Genomic DNA, 15,488 nt, shown 5'->3' on the forward strand with positions numbered 1-15,488 from the left:
CCTGAGGGTCTCATTGCTGGTAGTGTGCGTAACGGGTATGCCGGGCAGTGGCAAGAGCAGCTTCGCTAAGTCCCTCTCTAGTTTCCTTAACGCGAAACTGATAGTTATGGGTGATGTTGTCAGGGAGGAGGTCAAGAGGAGGGGCCTTCCCATCACAATAACTAACGTAGAGCTGGTGGCCACAGAGCTAAGGAAGGCCTACGGCAGGGGAGCCGTCGGCGCAAAGGTGGCTGAGATGCTGAGGGGCTCTGGGGAGGACTACGTCATTGTTGACGGCGTGAGGAGCCCTGAGGAGATCTCTTACCTCCGGTCCCTCGGCGACCTCTGCGTGGTAGCGGTGCACGCGGCCCCTTCAATAAGGTACACTAGGCAGCTCAGCAGAGCCAGGGAGGGCCAGCTGACCCTTGAGGAGCTGAGGTTCAGGGACTCCAAGAACCTAGAGTACGGCATAGGCGATGTGATAGCTATGGCTGACTACATGATTATAAACGAGGGCAGCGCCAAGGAGCTTGAGGGGGAGGCAAGGAGGTTAGCTGAGGCGATAAGGGGTGGGCTCTGGAGAGGTCGTTGTGGAGGCCGAGGTTAGGCCTACTGAGAGCGAGGACAAGGTGCTGAGGGCCATATATAACGTCTTTGAGCCTGAGAGGGTTGAGAAGGTCCAGGTGGGCGACCACGAGATAATAAGGGCCAGGGCCACGTCCCTCTCATCGTTATTAAAGCTTCACAGGCTCCTGAGGGTGCAGGAGATACTTGAGGCCGCAAGGAGCTACATGCTTAAGGAGGTTAGGGGCGACACTGTTACAATACTGCTCCACAAACAGGCCGCCTATGAGAGCAAGGTAAGCCTGCTCTCATGGGCCAGCGAGTCACCCTTAGGGCCTATAAAGATCAGCATCAAACACCCTAACATAAGGGATGTCATAGACTGGCTAGCGCCCCAGACCTCACACGGCAGGGCCCTCTGGGAGAAGGGAATGCCTGACCCCTAGACATTCATGACGAACCTAGCGAGGTCCCAAGCTAGTATGGAGTTAGGGAAGACGGAGCGCGCCTCCTGCTCCAGCTGCAGGGCCTCGTAGCCCTCATACCTGGTGCTTACATGAGAAAGTATTAGCTTGCCGGCGCCAGACCTTAAGGCATCCTGGGCTGCGCCCACGCTAGTGCTGTGCCCATACTGTGAAGCCTCAGCCTGCATGGAAGCCTCAAAGGTACATTCGTGTATTAGCACGTTAGCGCCAGAGGCCCCCCTGACGACGCTATCACATGGAGAGGTGTCCCCAGTGTAGCTCAGCTTGAACGGCCTTATGACCTTAAGGCCCTCGCCCCCCTCCTGAAGTAGCCTGCGGGCCTCGAGGGGCTCAACAGGGGACTCCAGCCTAGGCCCAAGCGTCCACGTGAGGGAGTACCCGTAGGCCTCTATGGAGTGACACACCCTGAACCAGCTCAGCGCGAGGCTGTCCCTGCCCTGCGTCGATAAGACTATGGAGCCTTCATCTCCGCTGACATCTATGACCTCCACGGGAAACTGCTGCTCAAACTTGTTAGCCTCCACCATCTCCCTTATAGGGTCTGCTATGTACTTTGGCGCAACTATGGTCAGCTTGCTCTTCCTACCACTCAGCTGCATTGTCCCAAGCAGGCCGGGCAGGCCGTTTATGTGATCCCCATGTCCATGCGTTATAGCAATGAATTCCACCTTTGTGGGCGATACGTCAGCTTGCCTTAGCCTCTGCTGGACGCCCTCACCAGCGTCGAGAAGCACCACATTGCCCATCCAGTCCCTTACTAGATAACCTGCGGTCTGCCTCTCCAGGCTGGGGAGAGCCGCGCCTGTGCCAAGCGTTATCAGCTCTACCTGCCTTGCCAAGCCCCCTCCCAGGGCATCAATCTATTGGGGCTTTTTAGCCACAACTATTTGTCTGACAAGGCCAGAGTGGACGAACTGGTCGAGAACGCTAACAACCTTGAACTCCTGCTCAACGGCATATTTATATGGCCTGAGCTCCGTAGGGCCAGCATAAACAGCGTAACCCCCGCTCCTTAGGACCCTTTTGGACTCCTTTAGGAAGAGCTCGATAAGGGAGCTGTAGCTGTCACCGGCGAGCTTTGTAGACCTGCCGTACGGCGGGTCTGTCGCTATGGAGTCCACACTCTCATCCCTGAGCGGCATGAAGGCGGCGTTAGACCTATTTATTAGGGCCTCAGCGCCTACATGCCTGACGTTTAAGGCTGAGCCGTGAACCATGGCCTTGTCCAGGTCCATACATATCACCTTGCCGCCCCAGGCTAGCCAGGCCTCAACAGCCAAAGTCCCAGTGCCACAGAAGGGGTCAAGGAAGGTGCCGCCCTCGAGAGGCCTTGAGAGGTTTACCATAGCTCTCGAGAGCCTCACGTCAAGCTCCCCTGACCTCCAGAAGGGCTTCACAGGTGGCGACCTGGTCTTTACGTCGCCCATGTCGCTGTAGGCCAGCGGCTCCCCTACTATTGCTGCACCCTCAGACACAAAGGTCCTCACCACGTTGGCCGAGCTGAGGCTTGGGCTGGCCACCGACCTAGGCACCTTAGCGATGAGCCCCTTAAGGTCACAGCAGGGGGGCACCTTAATTGCTGTCAACTCAAGCCTGTAGGTCCTATAGCCTCTAAGCTCCAGGGCTTTAGTTACCAGCTCTGGCAGTTCGTCACTGGAGCCGAAGGCCAGCACAGTTCCCACCTCCTTAACGAAGGCAGCCCTATGAATGGCAGCTACAGCCTTATCTACGTCTGAGTCGAAGACGGCCAGCTGGTCAAGCCTAAGCAGGGCCCTGTAAGTTGAGCCGCCAGCCTCTATCAGGGCCTTCAGCTCCTCCTCCGGGAGCCTTGGGTGCCTGCCGGAGAGGTAAGCGTACAGCACGGCTCTCCTAATCAGGAGCTGGAAGGCGCGGCTTTTAGGGAGGCGTCACCTTGTAGGAGGCACAGATTGCGCTTTTAACGGGAGACAGCTAATGCCTCAACTGAGGCCGCCGTAGCTCAGCCGGTAGACCCTGCGCGGGCCGGGAGCGCCGGCCTTGTAAGCCGGTGGTCGCGGGTTCAAGTCCCGCCGGCGGCTCCAGCTCCTGTTTGAGGCGTTAGAGGAGGAAAATGTAAGACTAGAGTTTAAGCAAGAGCACAACTATGAGTAAATAGTCTGTAAAGCCAATGCTCATCAACAGCGGCAGGTAACACCTCCAGCGACGATGGCCGCCTGGCGCAGGCCTTCAAGTTCTGCCCTATTAATCAGCTAAACCTCCACACATTCCTTGAGGAGAGCGTGTAATTGGCCACGAAGCCAGCGAGTATGCCTATGAAGAGCGCGAGGAGTGCGTAGACGTGGAACATCTTCGCCAGGAGCTCTGCGACGAAGAAAATTGTTAGTCCAGCCGGGGCCACCATGACGTGGTACCTGAGCAGGCGTGAGTACCACCTGCCGGATCTCCTGTCCCTGAAGGTCCACAGGTCGTTCAGCGCGAAGTTGCTCAGTATGCTGACCTCTATGCCGCCCACGAAGGCCGCCGTGTAGTTGCCCAGAAGGTAAAGTACCAGGGCGGCCACGCCCTCGTTCACCCCCGTGCCGACGCCCCCTACCAAGGCGAACCTCACGGGCCTGGAGATCTTTATGACGTGCCAGAGGTACTCAAGAATCACTTTAGTGCCGAGCTTGCTCTTCCCCCTCTCCCTCGGCATGAATGTGTAAGGGACTTCAACAACCTTGGCCTGAGGGTTCCTGTAGAGGATCTCGAGCAGGGCCTTATAGCCAGTTGGGCTGGCCCCTTCAAGGCTGACCCTGTCCCTCCTTATCAGGAAGAAGCCTGACATGGGGTCGCTAGTCCTCCTGGACTCGGGTACAAGGAGCCTAGAGATGACAGTGGCCCCCCAGCTTATCAGCCTCCTGAGGGGGCTCCAGCCCCTGGTCCTGCCACCCTTGGCGTACCTGCTGGCGACCACTATGTCAGCCCCGCTGCCCTCCGCGGCCCTCACCATCTCAGCGACTACCTCAGGGGGGTGCTGGAGGTCAGCATCCATAACCACGACGTATTTCCCCCTTGAGGCGCCTACACCGTCAAGTATCGCGGTGGCCAGGCCCTTCCTGCTGGTCCTGAGGAGGAGCCTGACCCTTGGGTTCACCTTGGCTGCGTCCTCTATGACCTTGGCCGTGCCGTCAGGGCTGTTATCATCAACGAATACTACCTCATAGTCCACACCGTCGAGGGCCTTTGTGAGCCTCTCGAGCAGGGGGGCCACGTTGTCCCTCTCGTTGTACGTTGGAACGACAACGCTCAGGAGCGGCTGGCTCAAGCGGAGCACCTTAGCCTGTCGCCACAATGAGAGTTTCTTTTAAACGCTCGTTAAAAACCTTGCCTGCCAGGTACATTGAAAGGGTGCCGGGCCCACGCTTAACAGCTACCTCGGCTCCAAGCTAAAGCTAATGGGCAGGTCGCCAGCGCTGTTACACGAGAGGAGCCGGACCCTTATAATAAGCGACGTGCACCTCGGCTACGAGGACTCCATGGCCTCACAGGGGGTGTTCCTTCCAAGGCTTCAGCTCAAGAAGGCCAAGGACGTCATAAAGGAGGGGTCGCGGGCTGAAGCTCAGAGGCTCGTAATAGATGGAGACCTTAAGCACGTCTTTGAGAAGCTTACCAAAGGCGAGAGAACAGAGGTAGCCGACCTAATAAGGTACGCGCTTGAGGAGGGCTACAAGGAGGTGGCGCTGGTTAGGGGCAACCATGATACCTTTGTGGGCCCACTGCTCAAGGACTTCGGCGTTGAGGTTGTCGAAGATTACCTAGATTTGGGAGACGGCATAATTGTAACTCACGGACATAAGCTTATTGACTCAGTAAAGGGTGCCTCTGCCGTCATAATAGGTCATGAGCACCCCAGTCTTGAGATAAACCTTGCCGGCTCTAAGGTGAAGCTCCAGGCCCTGCTCAGGGCCCCGCTCAAGGGCGGAGGGGAGCTCATAGTGTTGCCCGCTATAAGCCTCTACCAGACGGGGACCTCTATAACGCCGAGCCCAGAGACCTATCTGTCGCCAATAGTGAAGGAGATGGCCTTACTTGAGGATGCCATGCCTATAGTAGTTGACAGGGAGATAGGAGTTATAGAGCTCCCAACCCTTAAGGAGCTGTTCTCTGGAATTATCTGACGCATTTGTTCTCCTCAAGTATCTTGTGTATGTTGTTAACCGCCTCGTAGACCTCGTTCTCCCTCTTGGCGCCAGTTATGACCATCTTGCCGCTGCTGAATATCAGAAGGACCACGCGGGGCTTGTCCATCCTGTAAATCAGCCCTGGGAACTGCTCCGGCTCATACATGCTGTGAGGCAGGACAAAGGCCGCCTTCTCCAGGTCCACTACTACGTTCAAGTTAGCCGACGCCACGATATTCTGTATCTGGATCTGAGGCCTGCCCTGTACCGCTATGCCCTTTGTCATGAACTTCTTCAATATTGCCTTGACGGCCCACACCAGCTGTTTAACGCTCTTAGCCCCTGTGACCACCATCTTGCCTGACTTGAACACGAGAGCTGTTATCTTAGGGCTCTGAAGCCTGTAGACAAGCCCAGGGAACTGGTCCGGGTTATAATCAACGTCAGGTATCCTGGCCTCTATCAGGTTTAGGTCTAAAGTGTTCTCAAGTATGATTGTTGCCACGATGTTCTCTATGTTAACCACAGGCTTCCTGGCCTCCGGGAGCTCGGCGGTCTTGGACTCTGAGGTTGTCTCCTCGTCTGAGGTAGGTATGTCATCTTCGTCAGACAAGACCTTCACCCTTTTAAGCTCAGCTTATAAATTGTCTAGGCCTATTTATAAACTTTTACTTGACGCACCCCTTAGGCTTTTTAACCAATAGTCAAGGTTTAGGGACCAAGTCAGCGCGGGCTCCACGAGGCCCAAGGAGCCTAGGCCTACGGCCATCTCTACGTCTATAAAGGCAACGTCGCCCTCCCTAAAGGATATGCCGCTGGACAACGTGAGGTTCACCTTAAAGGTCACTAGAACCTTCTCACCCCTAGCCACAAGGACACCACCTATGTAGTGGCCGTAGAGCTTGATGAAAGAGTTAAACACCTTGATGACCCCGGCATCGATGCCGTCGTAGCTGGGGCCTAGATCCTCGAGCCTTGCCTTAGCGGTGAGCTCGGAGGCCTTCAGCAGAATCTCCTTAAACTTATCGCAGTAGGCCTGGCCCGAGGTGCAGTAGATAGGCCACAGCCCCCTCGCCCTCTTTATGGACTCCGTTGAAAGGACTTCATGGTGTCCAGTCGCAGCCTTGTATGGGCCACCAGCCGGTATTTCTCCTGACAACCACTTCACCGCCAGTAATAGTTACGTAGCCTGACAAATAGAGGTATAAGGCTACCGAGGCCGGCAGGCTGAGCTCCTCACCGTTGGAGAGCGAAACCTTAAAACCCATGACAGAGGTCTGGTCAAGCGCCTTTATGGCCTTCACATCAAGCGAGCCCCTGAACGGGGATAGGTGGGGCCCAGGGGTGAAGGAGTCGCAGAGAGGAGTTACAATCATGCCCCCCTTGGCGTTAAGGGAGCCCGGGACACGAGTGAGTCTTGAGGGATCCTGGGTAACCATCACATCTATGTCAACTCCAACATCCTCGCTCGTGGCTCTCAGGTCAATCCCAAGGCTCGCGGCCAGCCCCCTCCACCCAGGGTCTGAAGGCGAGGGCGCTGCGGGTCTCACGCCCTTCTTGCTTGGGAAGAGCAGGCTAACATCAAGACCCTCGGCCCTCACCAGCTTCGCTATCTCAAGCCTCTCATCGCGTCCAAGGCTTAGGCACCCGCTGCACAGACCCCTTACGTGGAACCCCCTATGCCCAGTAAAGTAAATGAGCGGCTTGCCCCCCAGCATGTCACTGATGACCCTTGCAACGACCTTGGCCTTCTCAAAGCCCTTAACTAAGCACTCATCATCAACAAGTTCGCTCTCGCAGGTCCCGGGGTGATCTAAGTCCAGGTCGAAGAGGAGCTCAGAGCCAAGCCACCCCTTATCCTCCATGCTTGACGCTCCTGGTATCTCATAAATGCCCACGGAGTGGTACAAGTGCCTGGGAACCTTTGACTTTATGAACCTCCTAAGCGCGTGCTCGTCACCAAAGGAGAGGTGCCTCACGTAGCTGTCTATCTCAAAGGGCTGTATTGCAAACTCCCTGCGGGCCATATCCATGGGCAGCACTAATGGAGGATCCATATCATAATAGGCCTTGAATATGTCCTTAAGTGCCTCCCGCTCAGTCCACCTCTCTACCTCTATTACTCTCTCCTCCCGAGGGCCCTCACTCGATCCTCGGCGAGACGTAGAAGACAAGCCTTCCACCGCCTTCATAGTCGAACTGAACGCGCGCTGGTGCGTCCTGCGCATACTGCAGGGTGACCTGGTCAGCTCCCCTTGCGGCCTTTATCATATCATCAAAGTACTCCACACTATAAGTAGCCTTGTCGTGCGAGTCGACCCTTATGTCTATCAGGTTCTGGTCATCCTTGCTCAGCTCCACCTCGACCTTCTCCACGTCCCCCATCCCTATGAAGTGCAGTCTGTCATCCGAGGGAGCCGATATCGTGATAGAGTCAGCCACCTCCTCAACGGAGTTTATGGCGTCTATGAACACAGAGTTCATGAGTTTGGCCATGACAGAGAACGATATGCGTGGCTCTGGCAGCTTCTCGACGCTCAGCGATATCTGAGGTATCTTGAACTCCCTCCTCCCGCGACCCTCAAAGGCTACTATCAGGGAGTCGCCGGAGGCCTGGAGCTCTAAGCTCTCATCATTCTGACCCCTGGCGAGCACTTTATTAAAGACATCGAAGGAGACGCCGAACATCTCGTCGCCTGACGCTGAGTACTCATCAAAGGCCTCCTTAGGGTAAAACAGGTCAACCATGACTACCCTGCTGGAGTCGAGGGCTCTAAGCGAGAGGCCCTCCGAGGTTGCCAAAAAGACCCCTTCATCTATAATGTTCTTTATGGAGCCAACTATGTAAACCCATGTCCTGGCGTTTCTAAATCTTAGCTTCACTAGCTCCAGCACCTGCATAATGTTAAGGTGCTTGCACCTAAAAAGGACTCAAAGTCCTCAGGTAATGCAAGGCCCCTTATGCCCAGCTGCGCGTTGAGCAAGCACAAAGAATTTAAAATATCTGCCCTTGGGTAAGAGTGACCTAGGGCCGGGGTAGCTCAGCTGGTAGAGCGCCCGGCTGTTAACCGGGCGGTCGAGGGTTCGAATCCCTCCCCCGGCGCCATCTAATTCTGCTGAAGCCCTCAGGATCTGCCAGGATTGGCGCGAAACGGTTAAAAATCACTTTTAGCTTTCCTAGGCTCAGGTGCTGAGGTTGAAGTTCCCCAAGACTATAAGGACCTATTGCCCGCGCTGTAAGACACACACGGAGCACACGGTAACTATCTATAAGGCTGGCAAGAGAAGGACCCTCTCAGAGGGCCAGCGCCGCTACCTCAGGAAGAACGAGGGCTACGGTAGCAAGAGGAAGCCTGAGCAGAAGAGGTTCGCCAAGACGACAAAGAAGGTGGTTCTCCTAATAACCTGTACCAAGTGCGGCTACAAGAGGCACATACTTGGCATAAGGCTGAAGAAGATAGAGCTGTCAGAGGCTGTGAGGTGATTAACGTGTCATCCCTTATCGGGGTTCCAAGGAAAAAGGTTCTCGTGCCTGAGCCTAGGAGCAAGTTCCTGCTTGTCGTGTGCCCTAACTGTGGCCATAAACAGGTAGTCTTCAGTCATGCCACGTTCCCAGTTCGCTGCCTCACGTGCGGTACCCTGCTGGTGAAGCCAACAGGTGGTGAGGCACAGATATTAGGGAATGTTGAGAGCGCCCTAGCTTAGGAAGCGCTCGTAGATCCTTGGGCCGCTTTAAGGAGGTACCTGTATCTAACATACTTGTCCTCTGGAGAGAACCTAGGTGGATGAGGCACTCTTAGGGGTCCCCCGCAGTAGGGACACCTGTCCTCGCTCAGGGTGTACCTGCCGCATATTGTACACTTCCTTAGAAGCCACCTCAAGCCATGACTCCCTCTACTCGCGCTGCCTCTCGATGGAGAACTCGATGTCAGCCTTCTTGGCCTCTCTCGACATCACTTCCTCCAGGTCCGACGCAACCTGCTCAAGATCCTTATAGTCTACTCCTACAAGGTCTATCCTGTACCTAGGCGACCCTATGGCATATACCTTGGCCGTCACCTTACCATTGCCCTTGGCGGACACCGCGCTCTCGGCGGCCTTAAGCACGCCTCTGATCTTCTCTATCCCGTCCGAGCTGAGGCTCTTTAGAGTAACTACAAGGCTTATCTTAACCTTCTTTATCTCAACGTACTTCTTCGCAGCGTCGACCAGAGGCTTAAGCCACTCCTGCGAGACCCCTGCCTCGGCAAGAGGGGCCTCGCCCTCAACTGCGGCCATCTCAAGCCCTGCCATGGCGTCGCCGTACTTACCCTCAAGCTTCCATATGACCTCTGAGTACGCCTGCTGCTCGCTCTTCTTAAGCTCCTTAGCTATCACCAGTATTATGTTTACAGCCTTCTGGGTCCTCTTCCACCACACCATCTTCCTTCTGCGCTCGTCATCTGTAACCTTCTTCAGGCTGACGTCAACGTGCCCCTTAGCCCTGTCGACTCTGATCACCTTAACTGCAACCTTCTCGTTAACCTTGATAACGTCGTCTATAGTCTTGACAGAGCGGTTTGACACCTCAACCCATGGAAGGAAGGCCCTTAGTCCATTGAACTCGTCTAGCTCTAAGTAGGCGCCATAGTCATGGATCTCCTTTACCGTACCTATAACTACTTCCCCTACATTTGGTAGCTGCCTTCTGCTCAGCAGAGGCAAGTGGCACCCCATCTTGCAAGGTGGACTTGGTAGTATTAAGGTCTGCGGTTTAAAAATGCCTCCATACAGTAACAAAAGTCGTTAATAGCTGCGTTGAGTGTAGTGCTAGTTACGGTATACTTGCCTCCTCGTACTACCTGCCATTCTGAGGCCCTGATAATAAATCTACGAATACCGTTACACGCTGATAGAGCTTGTCAGCCTCAAGTCCTCTCTTAATCCTATACAGCCTCTCGTGCGATATGCCTAGCCTCCTCGCTGCCTTGTAAAGCGGCTCGTCACGCATTATAGCGCAGAGGAAAGAAGCTAGACTAGTGAAGGCGCCTGCGCTCGTCAGCCTCCTCCCAAACTTTGGGTCATTGCAAAGCTCCTCTATAAGCGATGCAAGCCTGGCTGAACTGCGTAGGCACTCGGCTACAGCTGGAGGGAGCTCGACTACTTTTGCCTTAATTGAACCTTGGATCATCATCCTGTTGCCATCAAACCAAATCTTAGAACAGCGGCTCTCCACCGAGGGCCCTAGACAGGGCCAAGACTACTGCTTTAAAAAGCCGCGTGCACCACATCGCCCTGCTAAACGCGGTATTTAACTAAAGCTCCCTCAGCAGGCGGCACTGCCTCTCACTTATTAGGCCTCCCGAGCTGAGGCCCAGGGGACCCAGGTTGCCCCCGGCGTCACCGGACGCAATCACCAGGAAACTCCTTGAGATGCTCCATAGGAGGAGGCCTGACCTCAAGCCGGTGCTAGACGAGATTAGCAGGAGCAAGGGCGGCCAGAGAAGCCTCTCTCAGCTTTTCTCGGAGGCATATGAAGTTTACTTGAGCTCGCTAAGGCTTGAAGAAGCCTTCGACTACCTCGTGCGCCAGTTGGAGTCCATACATGCTGACTACGACGATGCAGACCTATGGGATGAAACATAAATGCCTTGAGCAAAGCCATCGCTTTTAACGCTACTCTTATGGCTTTGGTTAAAGCTTAGAAATCATGTTAATTAGTTGCTCTGCTGCCTCGCCAGCTTTACCTTCAGCGTTCCTTATTATAGTCACAAGGGAACCGACCTCTACAGCGCTTGCTATAGCCGCGTACCTCGACATCTCTATGATCTCTCTGACCCCCTCCTCCCCGCCGAAGTCGGACCTGTACCTAGTGCTGTCCCTCTGCTGCCTAGCCGCTATCTCCTTGGGGTCAGCCTCCACGAGCACTATCATGTCAGGCTTCAGGATAGTTATCACATGGCTTGGGAGGCCCGGCAGATACCCTAAGGGGGTCTTGACGACGGCATGCGTGTCAACCATGAGAAAGTCCCTCTCGCTAAGCTCCCTGCCAGCCTCCTCTACCATGGCTGTGGCAGCTGCCGCCTGCAGCTCCAGCTGCCCTCTGAAGCTTAGGTACCTTATCTGGTCCCTATTGCTAAGCAGTCCTTTTTTGACGGCGTTTTCAAGCATGTAGTCCCCAAAGTTGAGAACCTTCAGCTTCAGTCCCCTTTCGTTGGCCTTCCTCTGGGCCAGCGAGAGCACCGTGGTTTTCCCTACGCCTGGGACGCCGGTAACTATGACTACCTTGAATTCGTTGCGGCGCACGTTTGACATGAGAGCTCACTCCCCAACTAGCCTCCTTATCAGCGGGTAGGCTTCTAGCGCCCTCTCATATGTTATCATTGAGTAGTACTGGTACACTATGCCGACGGCAAGCAGAAGCCCAACGCCTCCGCCGTAGGCGCCGAAGAATGCCGCGACCACGGCTATGGCACCCACTATCAGGCTACTCAATGATGTCAAGGGGTATATATACCTTGCAAGTATACCCTCTAAAACTCTCGGGTTCCTCCTCATGCCAGGTATCTCAAGCCCTCCCTTGACCAGGGACTCGGCCTGAGAGCTTGGATTAAGGCCGGCCACCTCAACCCAGACGTAGCCGAAGGCGATCGAGAGGAGCATCCAAGACACGGCGAAGACCACGGACCTTAGAGGGTTGAGCACTGTCTCGACAAGGCCGTTCGGGGGCGATAGGTAGAAGACTATATCACTGTAGGCCCTGTACGCCAACGAGTTGAGCCCGAAGAACCTGGCTATCGGGGGCTCGAAGAGCTGAAGGTCTGCCACAAATATAGCTAGAAGCAGGACGGGTATGTTAGTCACATAAATGAACTGCAGGGGGACCTTCGTTCTAATTCCTCTGAGCTGTGGCGACGTGACCGGTATCTCAACCATCATGGCCTGAAGGTAAACGAGAAGGATAACTATAGCGAAAGTCGCGAGGAGCCCCGTGACGTCCGGGAAGCCGTTGGCCCTGGTCAGGACTATGAATGGGTCCTTATCATAGATAAGCGCGGGGACAACGCCAAAGTCCAGGGCAAGCCTAGGGACGAATCCAAAGATGTCCCACACAACCGTCTGGGCCACCATGGCAAGTATAAAGAGGCTTATAGCGCTTCCCAGGCCCCAGCCCCTCTGAAGGGCCTCATCCATGAGGATGACTATATAGCTAGCAACGACGAGCTGAATTACAACTAGCGCCTTGAGCAACGGTGACACCGGCGTGCCGGTTGGCCAGAACATGCCGCTAAGAGTCACTACCAGGGCCTCGGCTATAGCGAATATGACCGCCAGCGTCTTCATGGCACCTGTGAACTTGACCTGATCCTCAGGGTTTGAGAGGTCGACATCTATGAGCTTGGCGCCCGCCAGGACCTCAAGTATAAGGCCTGCTGTAACTATAGGGCCTATACCTAGTTGCATCAACGTCCCGACGCTGCTTGCGAATATTATGTTCTCCAAAGTTATTGTGGTAGCAGCCGTTGGCGTCACGGGGACGCCATAGAGTGGTATGTTGCTCATTATGAGGTATAAAACCAGCACTATGCCTGTCCAAGCAAGCCTCCTAGTGAGGCTAAGCTTTTGCCGCGGCTTTGTCACTGTCGGCAGGTACTCTGATACATTAGCTAGTGCGTCCAACACACCCAATGAAGGCCCCTCTTCACTGCCTACGACGCCAGGACACTTTAAATACTTAATTATTCCTTCAGGCGTAAGCCGGCAGGGCGCAAACCTTTAAAGAAGCCCCTCAACAACGTGCAACTGGTGCGGGGGTGCCCGAGCCTGGTCAAAGGGGACGGGCTCAGAACCCGTTGGCGTAGGCCTGCGTGGGTTCGAAGCCCACCCCCCGCACCACGCTGACCCTCAATTAGGTTGATAGGCTCTGCGCTCTAGGAAGCCTCGCAAACTGGCGGTTCCCTTTGTATAATTACACAGTATGAATCTAAGGGGACGGAAAGCCTCGCCCCTCCAGGGTGAGAAGGAGCTCAGGCACGTACTGAGTAGCCAGCAGACTATGACGGCAATGCCAAAAGTTGACCAGGCACTTTGCTTTATATAAGGACCGCCCTTGTTAGTGATGAGAAAGGCAGAGTGACGTAGACTTGAAAGAGGACGAGTTCGACCCCCTTGGATGGAAAATGATTTCGAGGACCTATGCCCAAAGGGAGAGCTTAAGCTATGATGACTTCGCCATACCTTCGCTCCCAGCACTATTGAACTTAGCGGGCATCAAATCCATAAGAGGTCCCAACAACGTAAGCATCAGGTGGTCCTGCTGCGGCCTCTACGAAGTCTCTGTGAACTCTGGTGAGCTGGAGTCAGAAATCCCTATGAAACCGGGCAACTTCAGCACTGACATAAGGCCCTCTCACAGCTGGAACCCTGAGGGTCTTCGTGAGGGCCATATAAATCCGTTCTCGTGGGACCTCAAGAGTCCCGTGCCCTTCTATGATGAGTCTGGCAGGCTGCTTGGCATCGCTGTCATGGAGGGCACTAGGTGGTCAGGAGTTAAGGTCTCTGAAGTCTTGAGGGCTGACTTTAAAGAATATTTGCAGGAGTGCAGACCTGGTGAGAACCTTAACATCAATGGTATCAAACTCCTGGGCAATGTTTTAGCCTGCAAGGCTAGCTCAAACGTCAGGGTTTATTCCATAGATAGTGAGCCCCTGTTCTTGAGTAGGGACTCGCATCTTGCGTTTGTCCCAGGTAATCAAGACCTTGTAATAGCTACAGGACGCTATGACATCAAAGTATCCACTCTGTACCCATTCACTTACTTTAAAAATATCTATAGGCCCGGAGATGTGATAGAGAGCAATAGCTTGGTGCTTAAGCTATCGAAGCCTCTCTTCATATCGTCGCTGGGGCCAATTAAGGTGACACTTGATCGCGGCAAAGCCGAGGTGATGGTGAGAGGCCCAACATATGTTGGCGAGGGATCTGAGCCACAGGCCCTGAGAGCCTTGCTGCAGCTTGATAGCTGGTTTTTAGCCTGGCCCCAGGGCAAGCTTGGCTTCGTGACGGCCAACGCCAGCTCAGCCATGATATACGATGTGAGCCCCAAGAACGCTAAGATCGTCGCCCTGAATCCCACACCCTTTGATGCGCAGATTGACATTAAGCTTAACCAGGAGGTAGAGGGTGGCACAATCTGCACGCCGCTGGGATGTTATCCGATAGAGAGGAGCCCTCAAGGCATTGTTAGGGTCCCTGCGCCCAAAGGATGTTACTGCGAGCTGTCTATAGAGACGAGACTGAAGCCTTCGCTAGGTCTTGCATGACATGCACTTGGAATAGTTGTAAAGACTCCATGTCAAGAGCAGGGATATCTTGGTATACCCTCCAGCCTCCGCCTAATAAATTTTCAGGGGCTCTCTCTTTGTAATGCCTTGAGGCAACCCGTTGCCAAGCCTTAACTCAACGGCCCGAGGCTACCCAGTGGTAAGGCTGCGCCGACTGTGTGACTTCACATACCTGACGTCTCGCCCTCTGTCTTGGGTACCAGCTGGTCCAGCCTGTTCTCGGCGGCAGCCACGACATAGTTTATGAAGTCCTCCTCATACGGCACGCCTATGAATGACATGATGCCGTTAAGAGCTATCGCCGGCACGCTCATGACGCCATACTTCTCAGCTATGTCCATGTTCTCATACGCCTCAACAGTGTCAGAGATAACCTTTGGGTTATTCTGCTTCCATGCCTCATAGGCAAACATATTCGCAAGTAGAGCCGCATATGGGCAGTATGGACACGACGGCGTGACAACCGTCTCTATGTGGACCGAGCCCTTCAGCGAAGCCAATGACTTCTTAGTCTCCGGGTCCAGGCCGCTCTCGCCCTCACTTATCCTCATAATGGTCTCTATAAGTCCCCTTATCTCCTCGCCCGCCGGCGTGCCGGTATACCTTATGGCGCCGCCCAGCATCGACACAGTGGGCACCCTCTCAACGTTCTGCCTCTTAAACTCCTCCTGGTCCTCAGGCCTTGCTTTGTCAAATATCCTCAGCTGCAGCATCTTCTTGCCGTCCCTTGTTGGCGACGCGTCAGCTATAGCCTTCATCAGCTTATGAGCGTCCTCGCAGGTCTCGCAGTCAGGTCCTCCTATGAAGAGGTCTATGGTTACAGGCGACACCATGTATGCAAGCGTCTCTTTGAGCTCCTTTACCAGCTCCTCATCAAGCTCCACATCAAAGTACCTGCTCATTCCTGTACACCAGACTGTTAAAGTAGCCTGCAAGGGGCCTTTTAAACGCTAGTTTAGAGCCGGAGAGCCTCGAGCGCTAGTATTGATAAGTTATGT

The 15,488-nt window shown here is 54.5% G+C and carries 20 protein-coding genes and 3 tRNA genes; 10 read left to right on the top strand and 13 right to left on the bottom strand.

The window, feature by feature from the left end; all coding sequences use genetic code 11:
- The first annotated feature begins 22 nt into the window (after nt 1-22).
- The gene (locus tag SE86_RS01740) at nt 23-586 is read left to right on the top strand and encodes an AAA family ATPase (RefSeq protein WP_236747349.1); all 564 of its coding nucleotides are present in this window, start codon (nt 23-25) and stop codon (nt 584-586) included.
- A complete protein-coding gene (locus SE86_RS01745) occupies nt 549-989 on the top strand; it encodes an RNA-binding domain-containing protein (RefSeq protein WP_117354029.1) in 441 nt (146 codons plus the stop codon). Before SE86_RS01740 ends, SE86_RS01745 begins: the two co-directional genes overlap by 38 nt.
- Here SE86_RS01745 and SE86_RS01750 read toward each other — a convergent pair.
- The gene (locus SE86_RS01750; protein WP_117354030.1) at nt 986-1,867 is read right to left on the bottom strand and encodes a ribonuclease Z; all 882 of its coding nucleotides are present in this window, start codon (nt 1,865-1,867) and stop codon (nt 986-988) included. The two genes, SE86_RS01745 and SE86_RS01750, sit on opposite strands and share 4 nt — an antisense overlap.
- Nucleotides 1,868-1,888: 21 nt before the next feature.
- Complete coding sequence (locus SE86_RS01755; RefSeq protein ID WP_117354031.1) at nt 1,889-2,890, bottom strand: RsmD family RNA methyltransferase; 1,002 nt, start codon at nt 2,888-2,890, stop codon at nt 1,889-1,891.
- A gap of 105 nt (nt 2,891-2,995) precedes the next feature.
- Between SE86_RS01755 and SE86_RS01760 the strand changes: the two genes are divergently transcribed.
- Nucleotides 2,996-3,088, top strand: a tRNA-Thr gene (locus tag SE86_RS01760).
- 164 nt (nt 3,089-3,252) lie between these two features.
- Here the strand turns inward: SE86_RS01760 and SE86_RS01765 are convergent.
- Nucleotides 3,253-4,320 carry a glycosyltransferase family 2 protein gene (locus SE86_RS01765; protein WP_236747340.1) on the bottom strand — a complete coding sequence of 356 codons (1,068 nt, stop codon included), beginning with the start codon at nt 4,318-4,320 and terminating at the stop codon, nt 3,253-3,255.
- Nucleotides 4,321-4,441: 121 nt separating this feature from the next.
- On the opposite strand from SE86_RS01765, the gene SE86_RS01770 reads away from it, so the two are divergent.
- Nucleotides 4,442-5,164 carry a metallophosphoesterase gene (locus tag SE86_RS01770; protein ID WP_117354033.1) on the top strand — a complete coding sequence of 241 codons (723 nt, stop codon included), beginning with the start codon at nt 4,442-4,444 and terminating at the stop codon, nt 5,162-5,164.
- Here SE86_RS01770 and SE86_RS01775 read toward each other — a convergent pair.
- From SE86_RS01775 to pcn, 4 genes are all read right to left on the bottom strand, one after another.
- Complete coding sequence (locus SE86_RS01775; protein WP_117355040.1) at nt 5,157-5,693, bottom strand: TATA-box-binding protein; 537 nt, start codon at nt 5,691-5,693, stop codon at nt 5,157-5,159. The genes SE86_RS01770 and SE86_RS01775 overlap by 8 nt on opposite strands.
- A 132-nt stretch (nt 5,694-5,825) precedes the next feature.
- Nucleotides 5,826-6,326, bottom strand: coding sequence for a hypothetical protein (locus tag SE86_RS01780; RefSeq protein WP_117354034.1), 501 nt, complete (start codon nt 6,324-6,326; stop codon nt 5,826-5,828).
- Entirely contained in the window at nt 6,271-7,350 is a 1,080-nt protein-coding gene (gene priS, locus SE86_RS01785; protein ID WP_117354035.1) for a DNA primase small subunit PriS, read from the bottom strand. Before priS ends, SE86_RS01780 begins: the two co-directional genes overlap by 56 nt.
- Nucleotides 7,310-8,068 (bottom strand): proliferating cell nuclear antigen (pcna), encoded by a 759-nt coding sequence (gene pcn / locus SE86_RS01790; RefSeq protein ID WP_211096654.1) that lies wholly within the window; start codon nt 8,066-8,068, stop codon nt 7,310-7,312. The genes priS and pcn overlap by 41 nt, the downstream gene beginning before the upstream one ends.
- A gap of 129 nt (nt 8,069-8,197) precedes the next feature.
- On the opposite strand from pcn, the gene SE86_RS01795 reads away from it, so the two are divergent.
- The 3 genes from SE86_RS01795 to SE86_RS01805 all read left to right on the top strand — a co-directional run bounded on the left by SE86_RS01795 (nt 8,198) and on the right by SE86_RS01805 (nt 8,872).
- Nucleotides 8,198-8,273, top strand: a tRNA-Asn gene (locus tag SE86_RS01795).
- 90 nt (nt 8,274-8,363) lie between these two features.
- Complete coding sequence (locus tag SE86_RS01800) at nt 8,364-8,651, top strand: 50S ribosomal protein L44e (protein ID WP_117354036.1); 288 nt, start codon at nt 8,364-8,366, stop codon at nt 8,649-8,651.
- 5 nt (nt 8,652-8,656) lie between these two features.
- Nucleotides 8,657-8,872 (top strand): 30S ribosomal protein S27e, encoded by a 216-nt coding sequence (locus tag SE86_RS01805; protein ID WP_211096655.1) that lies wholly within the window; start codon nt 8,657-8,659, stop codon nt 8,870-8,872.
- Here SE86_RS01805 and SE86_RS01810 read toward each other — a convergent pair.
- The 3 genes from SE86_RS01810 to SE86_RS01820 form a co-directional block, all read right to left on the bottom strand.
- Entirely contained in the window at nt 8,869-9,048 is a 180-nt protein-coding gene (locus tag SE86_RS01810; protein ID WP_117354037.1) for an RNA-protein complex protein Nop10, read from the bottom strand. The two genes, SE86_RS01805 and SE86_RS01810, sit on opposite strands and share 4 nt — an antisense overlap.
- Nucleotides 9,049-9,061: 13 nt before the next feature.
- Nucleotides 9,062-9,871 carry a translation initiation factor IF-2 subunit alpha gene (locus SE86_RS01815; RefSeq protein WP_117354038.1) on the bottom strand — a complete coding sequence of 270 codons (810 nt, stop codon included), beginning with the start codon at nt 9,869-9,871 and terminating at the stop codon, nt 9,062-9,064.
- A 133-nt stretch (nt 9,872-10,004) separates the two neighbouring features.
- Nucleotides 10,005-10,340: a hypothetical protein gene (locus SE86_RS01820; protein ID WP_117354039.1), complete on the bottom strand. Its 336-nt coding sequence runs from the start codon at nt 10,338-10,340 to the stop codon at nt 10,005-10,007.
- A gap of 194 nt (nt 10,341-10,534) precedes the next feature.
- Between SE86_RS01820 and SE86_RS01825 the strand changes: the two genes are divergently transcribed.
- The gene (locus SE86_RS01825; RefSeq protein ID WP_117354040.1) at nt 10,535-10,792 is read left to right on the top strand and encodes a hypothetical protein; all 258 of its coding nucleotides are present in this window, start codon (nt 10,535-10,537) and stop codon (nt 10,790-10,792) included.
- Between the two features lie 48 nt (nt 10,793-10,840).
- Here the strand turns inward: SE86_RS01825 and SE86_RS01830 are convergent, their stop codons facing one another.
- Nucleotides 10,841-11,461 (bottom strand): adenylate kinase, encoded by a 621-nt coding sequence (locus SE86_RS01830; protein WP_117354041.1) that lies wholly within the window; start codon nt 11,459-11,461, stop codon nt 10,841-10,843.
- A 6-nt stretch (nt 11,462-11,467) separates the two neighbouring features.
- A complete protein-coding gene (gene secY / locus SE86_RS01835) occupies nt 11,468-12,835 on the bottom strand; it encodes a preprotein translocase subunit SecY (RefSeq protein ID WP_174221330.1) in 1,368 nt (455 codons plus the stop codon).
- A gap of 119 nt (nt 12,836-12,954) precedes the next feature.
- Between secY and SE86_RS01840 the strand changes: the two genes are divergently transcribed.
- A tRNA-Leu gene (locus SE86_RS01840) sits at nt 12,955-13,042 on the top strand.
- Between the two features lie 248 nt (nt 13,043-13,290).
- A complete protein-coding gene (locus tag SE86_RS01845; RefSeq protein WP_117354042.1) occupies nt 13,291-14,469 on the top strand; it encodes a hypothetical protein in 1,179 nt (392 codons plus the stop codon).
- Between the two features lie 185 nt (nt 14,470-14,654).
- Here SE86_RS01845 and SE86_RS01850 read toward each other — a convergent pair whose 3' ends face one another.
- Complete coding sequence (locus SE86_RS01850; protein ID WP_117354043.1) at nt 14,655-15,392, bottom strand: thioredoxin family protein; 738 nt, start codon at nt 15,390-15,392, stop codon at nt 14,655-14,657.
- Nucleotides 15,393-15,488: the final 96 nt, after the last annotated feature.

It is taken from the genome of Acidilobus sp. 7A, assembly GCF_003431325.1.
In the GTDB taxonomy this organism is placed as follows: domain Archaea; phylum Thermoproteota; class Thermoprotei_A; order Sulfolobales; family Acidilobaceae; genus Acidilobus.

Coding starts and splice junctions, on each gene's coding strand:
- SE86_RS01770 (WP_117354033.1), top strand. CDS start 4,442: ATGGGCAGGTCGCCAGCGCTGTTACACGAGAGGAGCCGGACCCTTATA.
- pcn (WP_211096654.1), bottom strand. CDS start 8,068: ATGCAGGTGCTGGAGCTAGTGAAGCTAAGATTTAGAAACGCCAGGACA.
- SE86_RS01820 (WP_117354039.1), bottom strand. CDS start 10,340: ATGATGATCCAAGGTTCAATTAAGGCAAAAGTAGTCGAGCTCCCTCCA.
- SE86_RS01830 (WP_117354041.1), bottom strand. CDS start 11,461: ATGTCAAACGTGCGCCGCAACGAATTCAAGGTAGTCATAGTTACCGGC.
- SE86_RS01850 (WP_117354043.1), bottom strand. CDS start 15,392: ATGAGCAGGTACTTTGATGTGGAGCTTGATGAGGAGCTGGTAAAGGAG.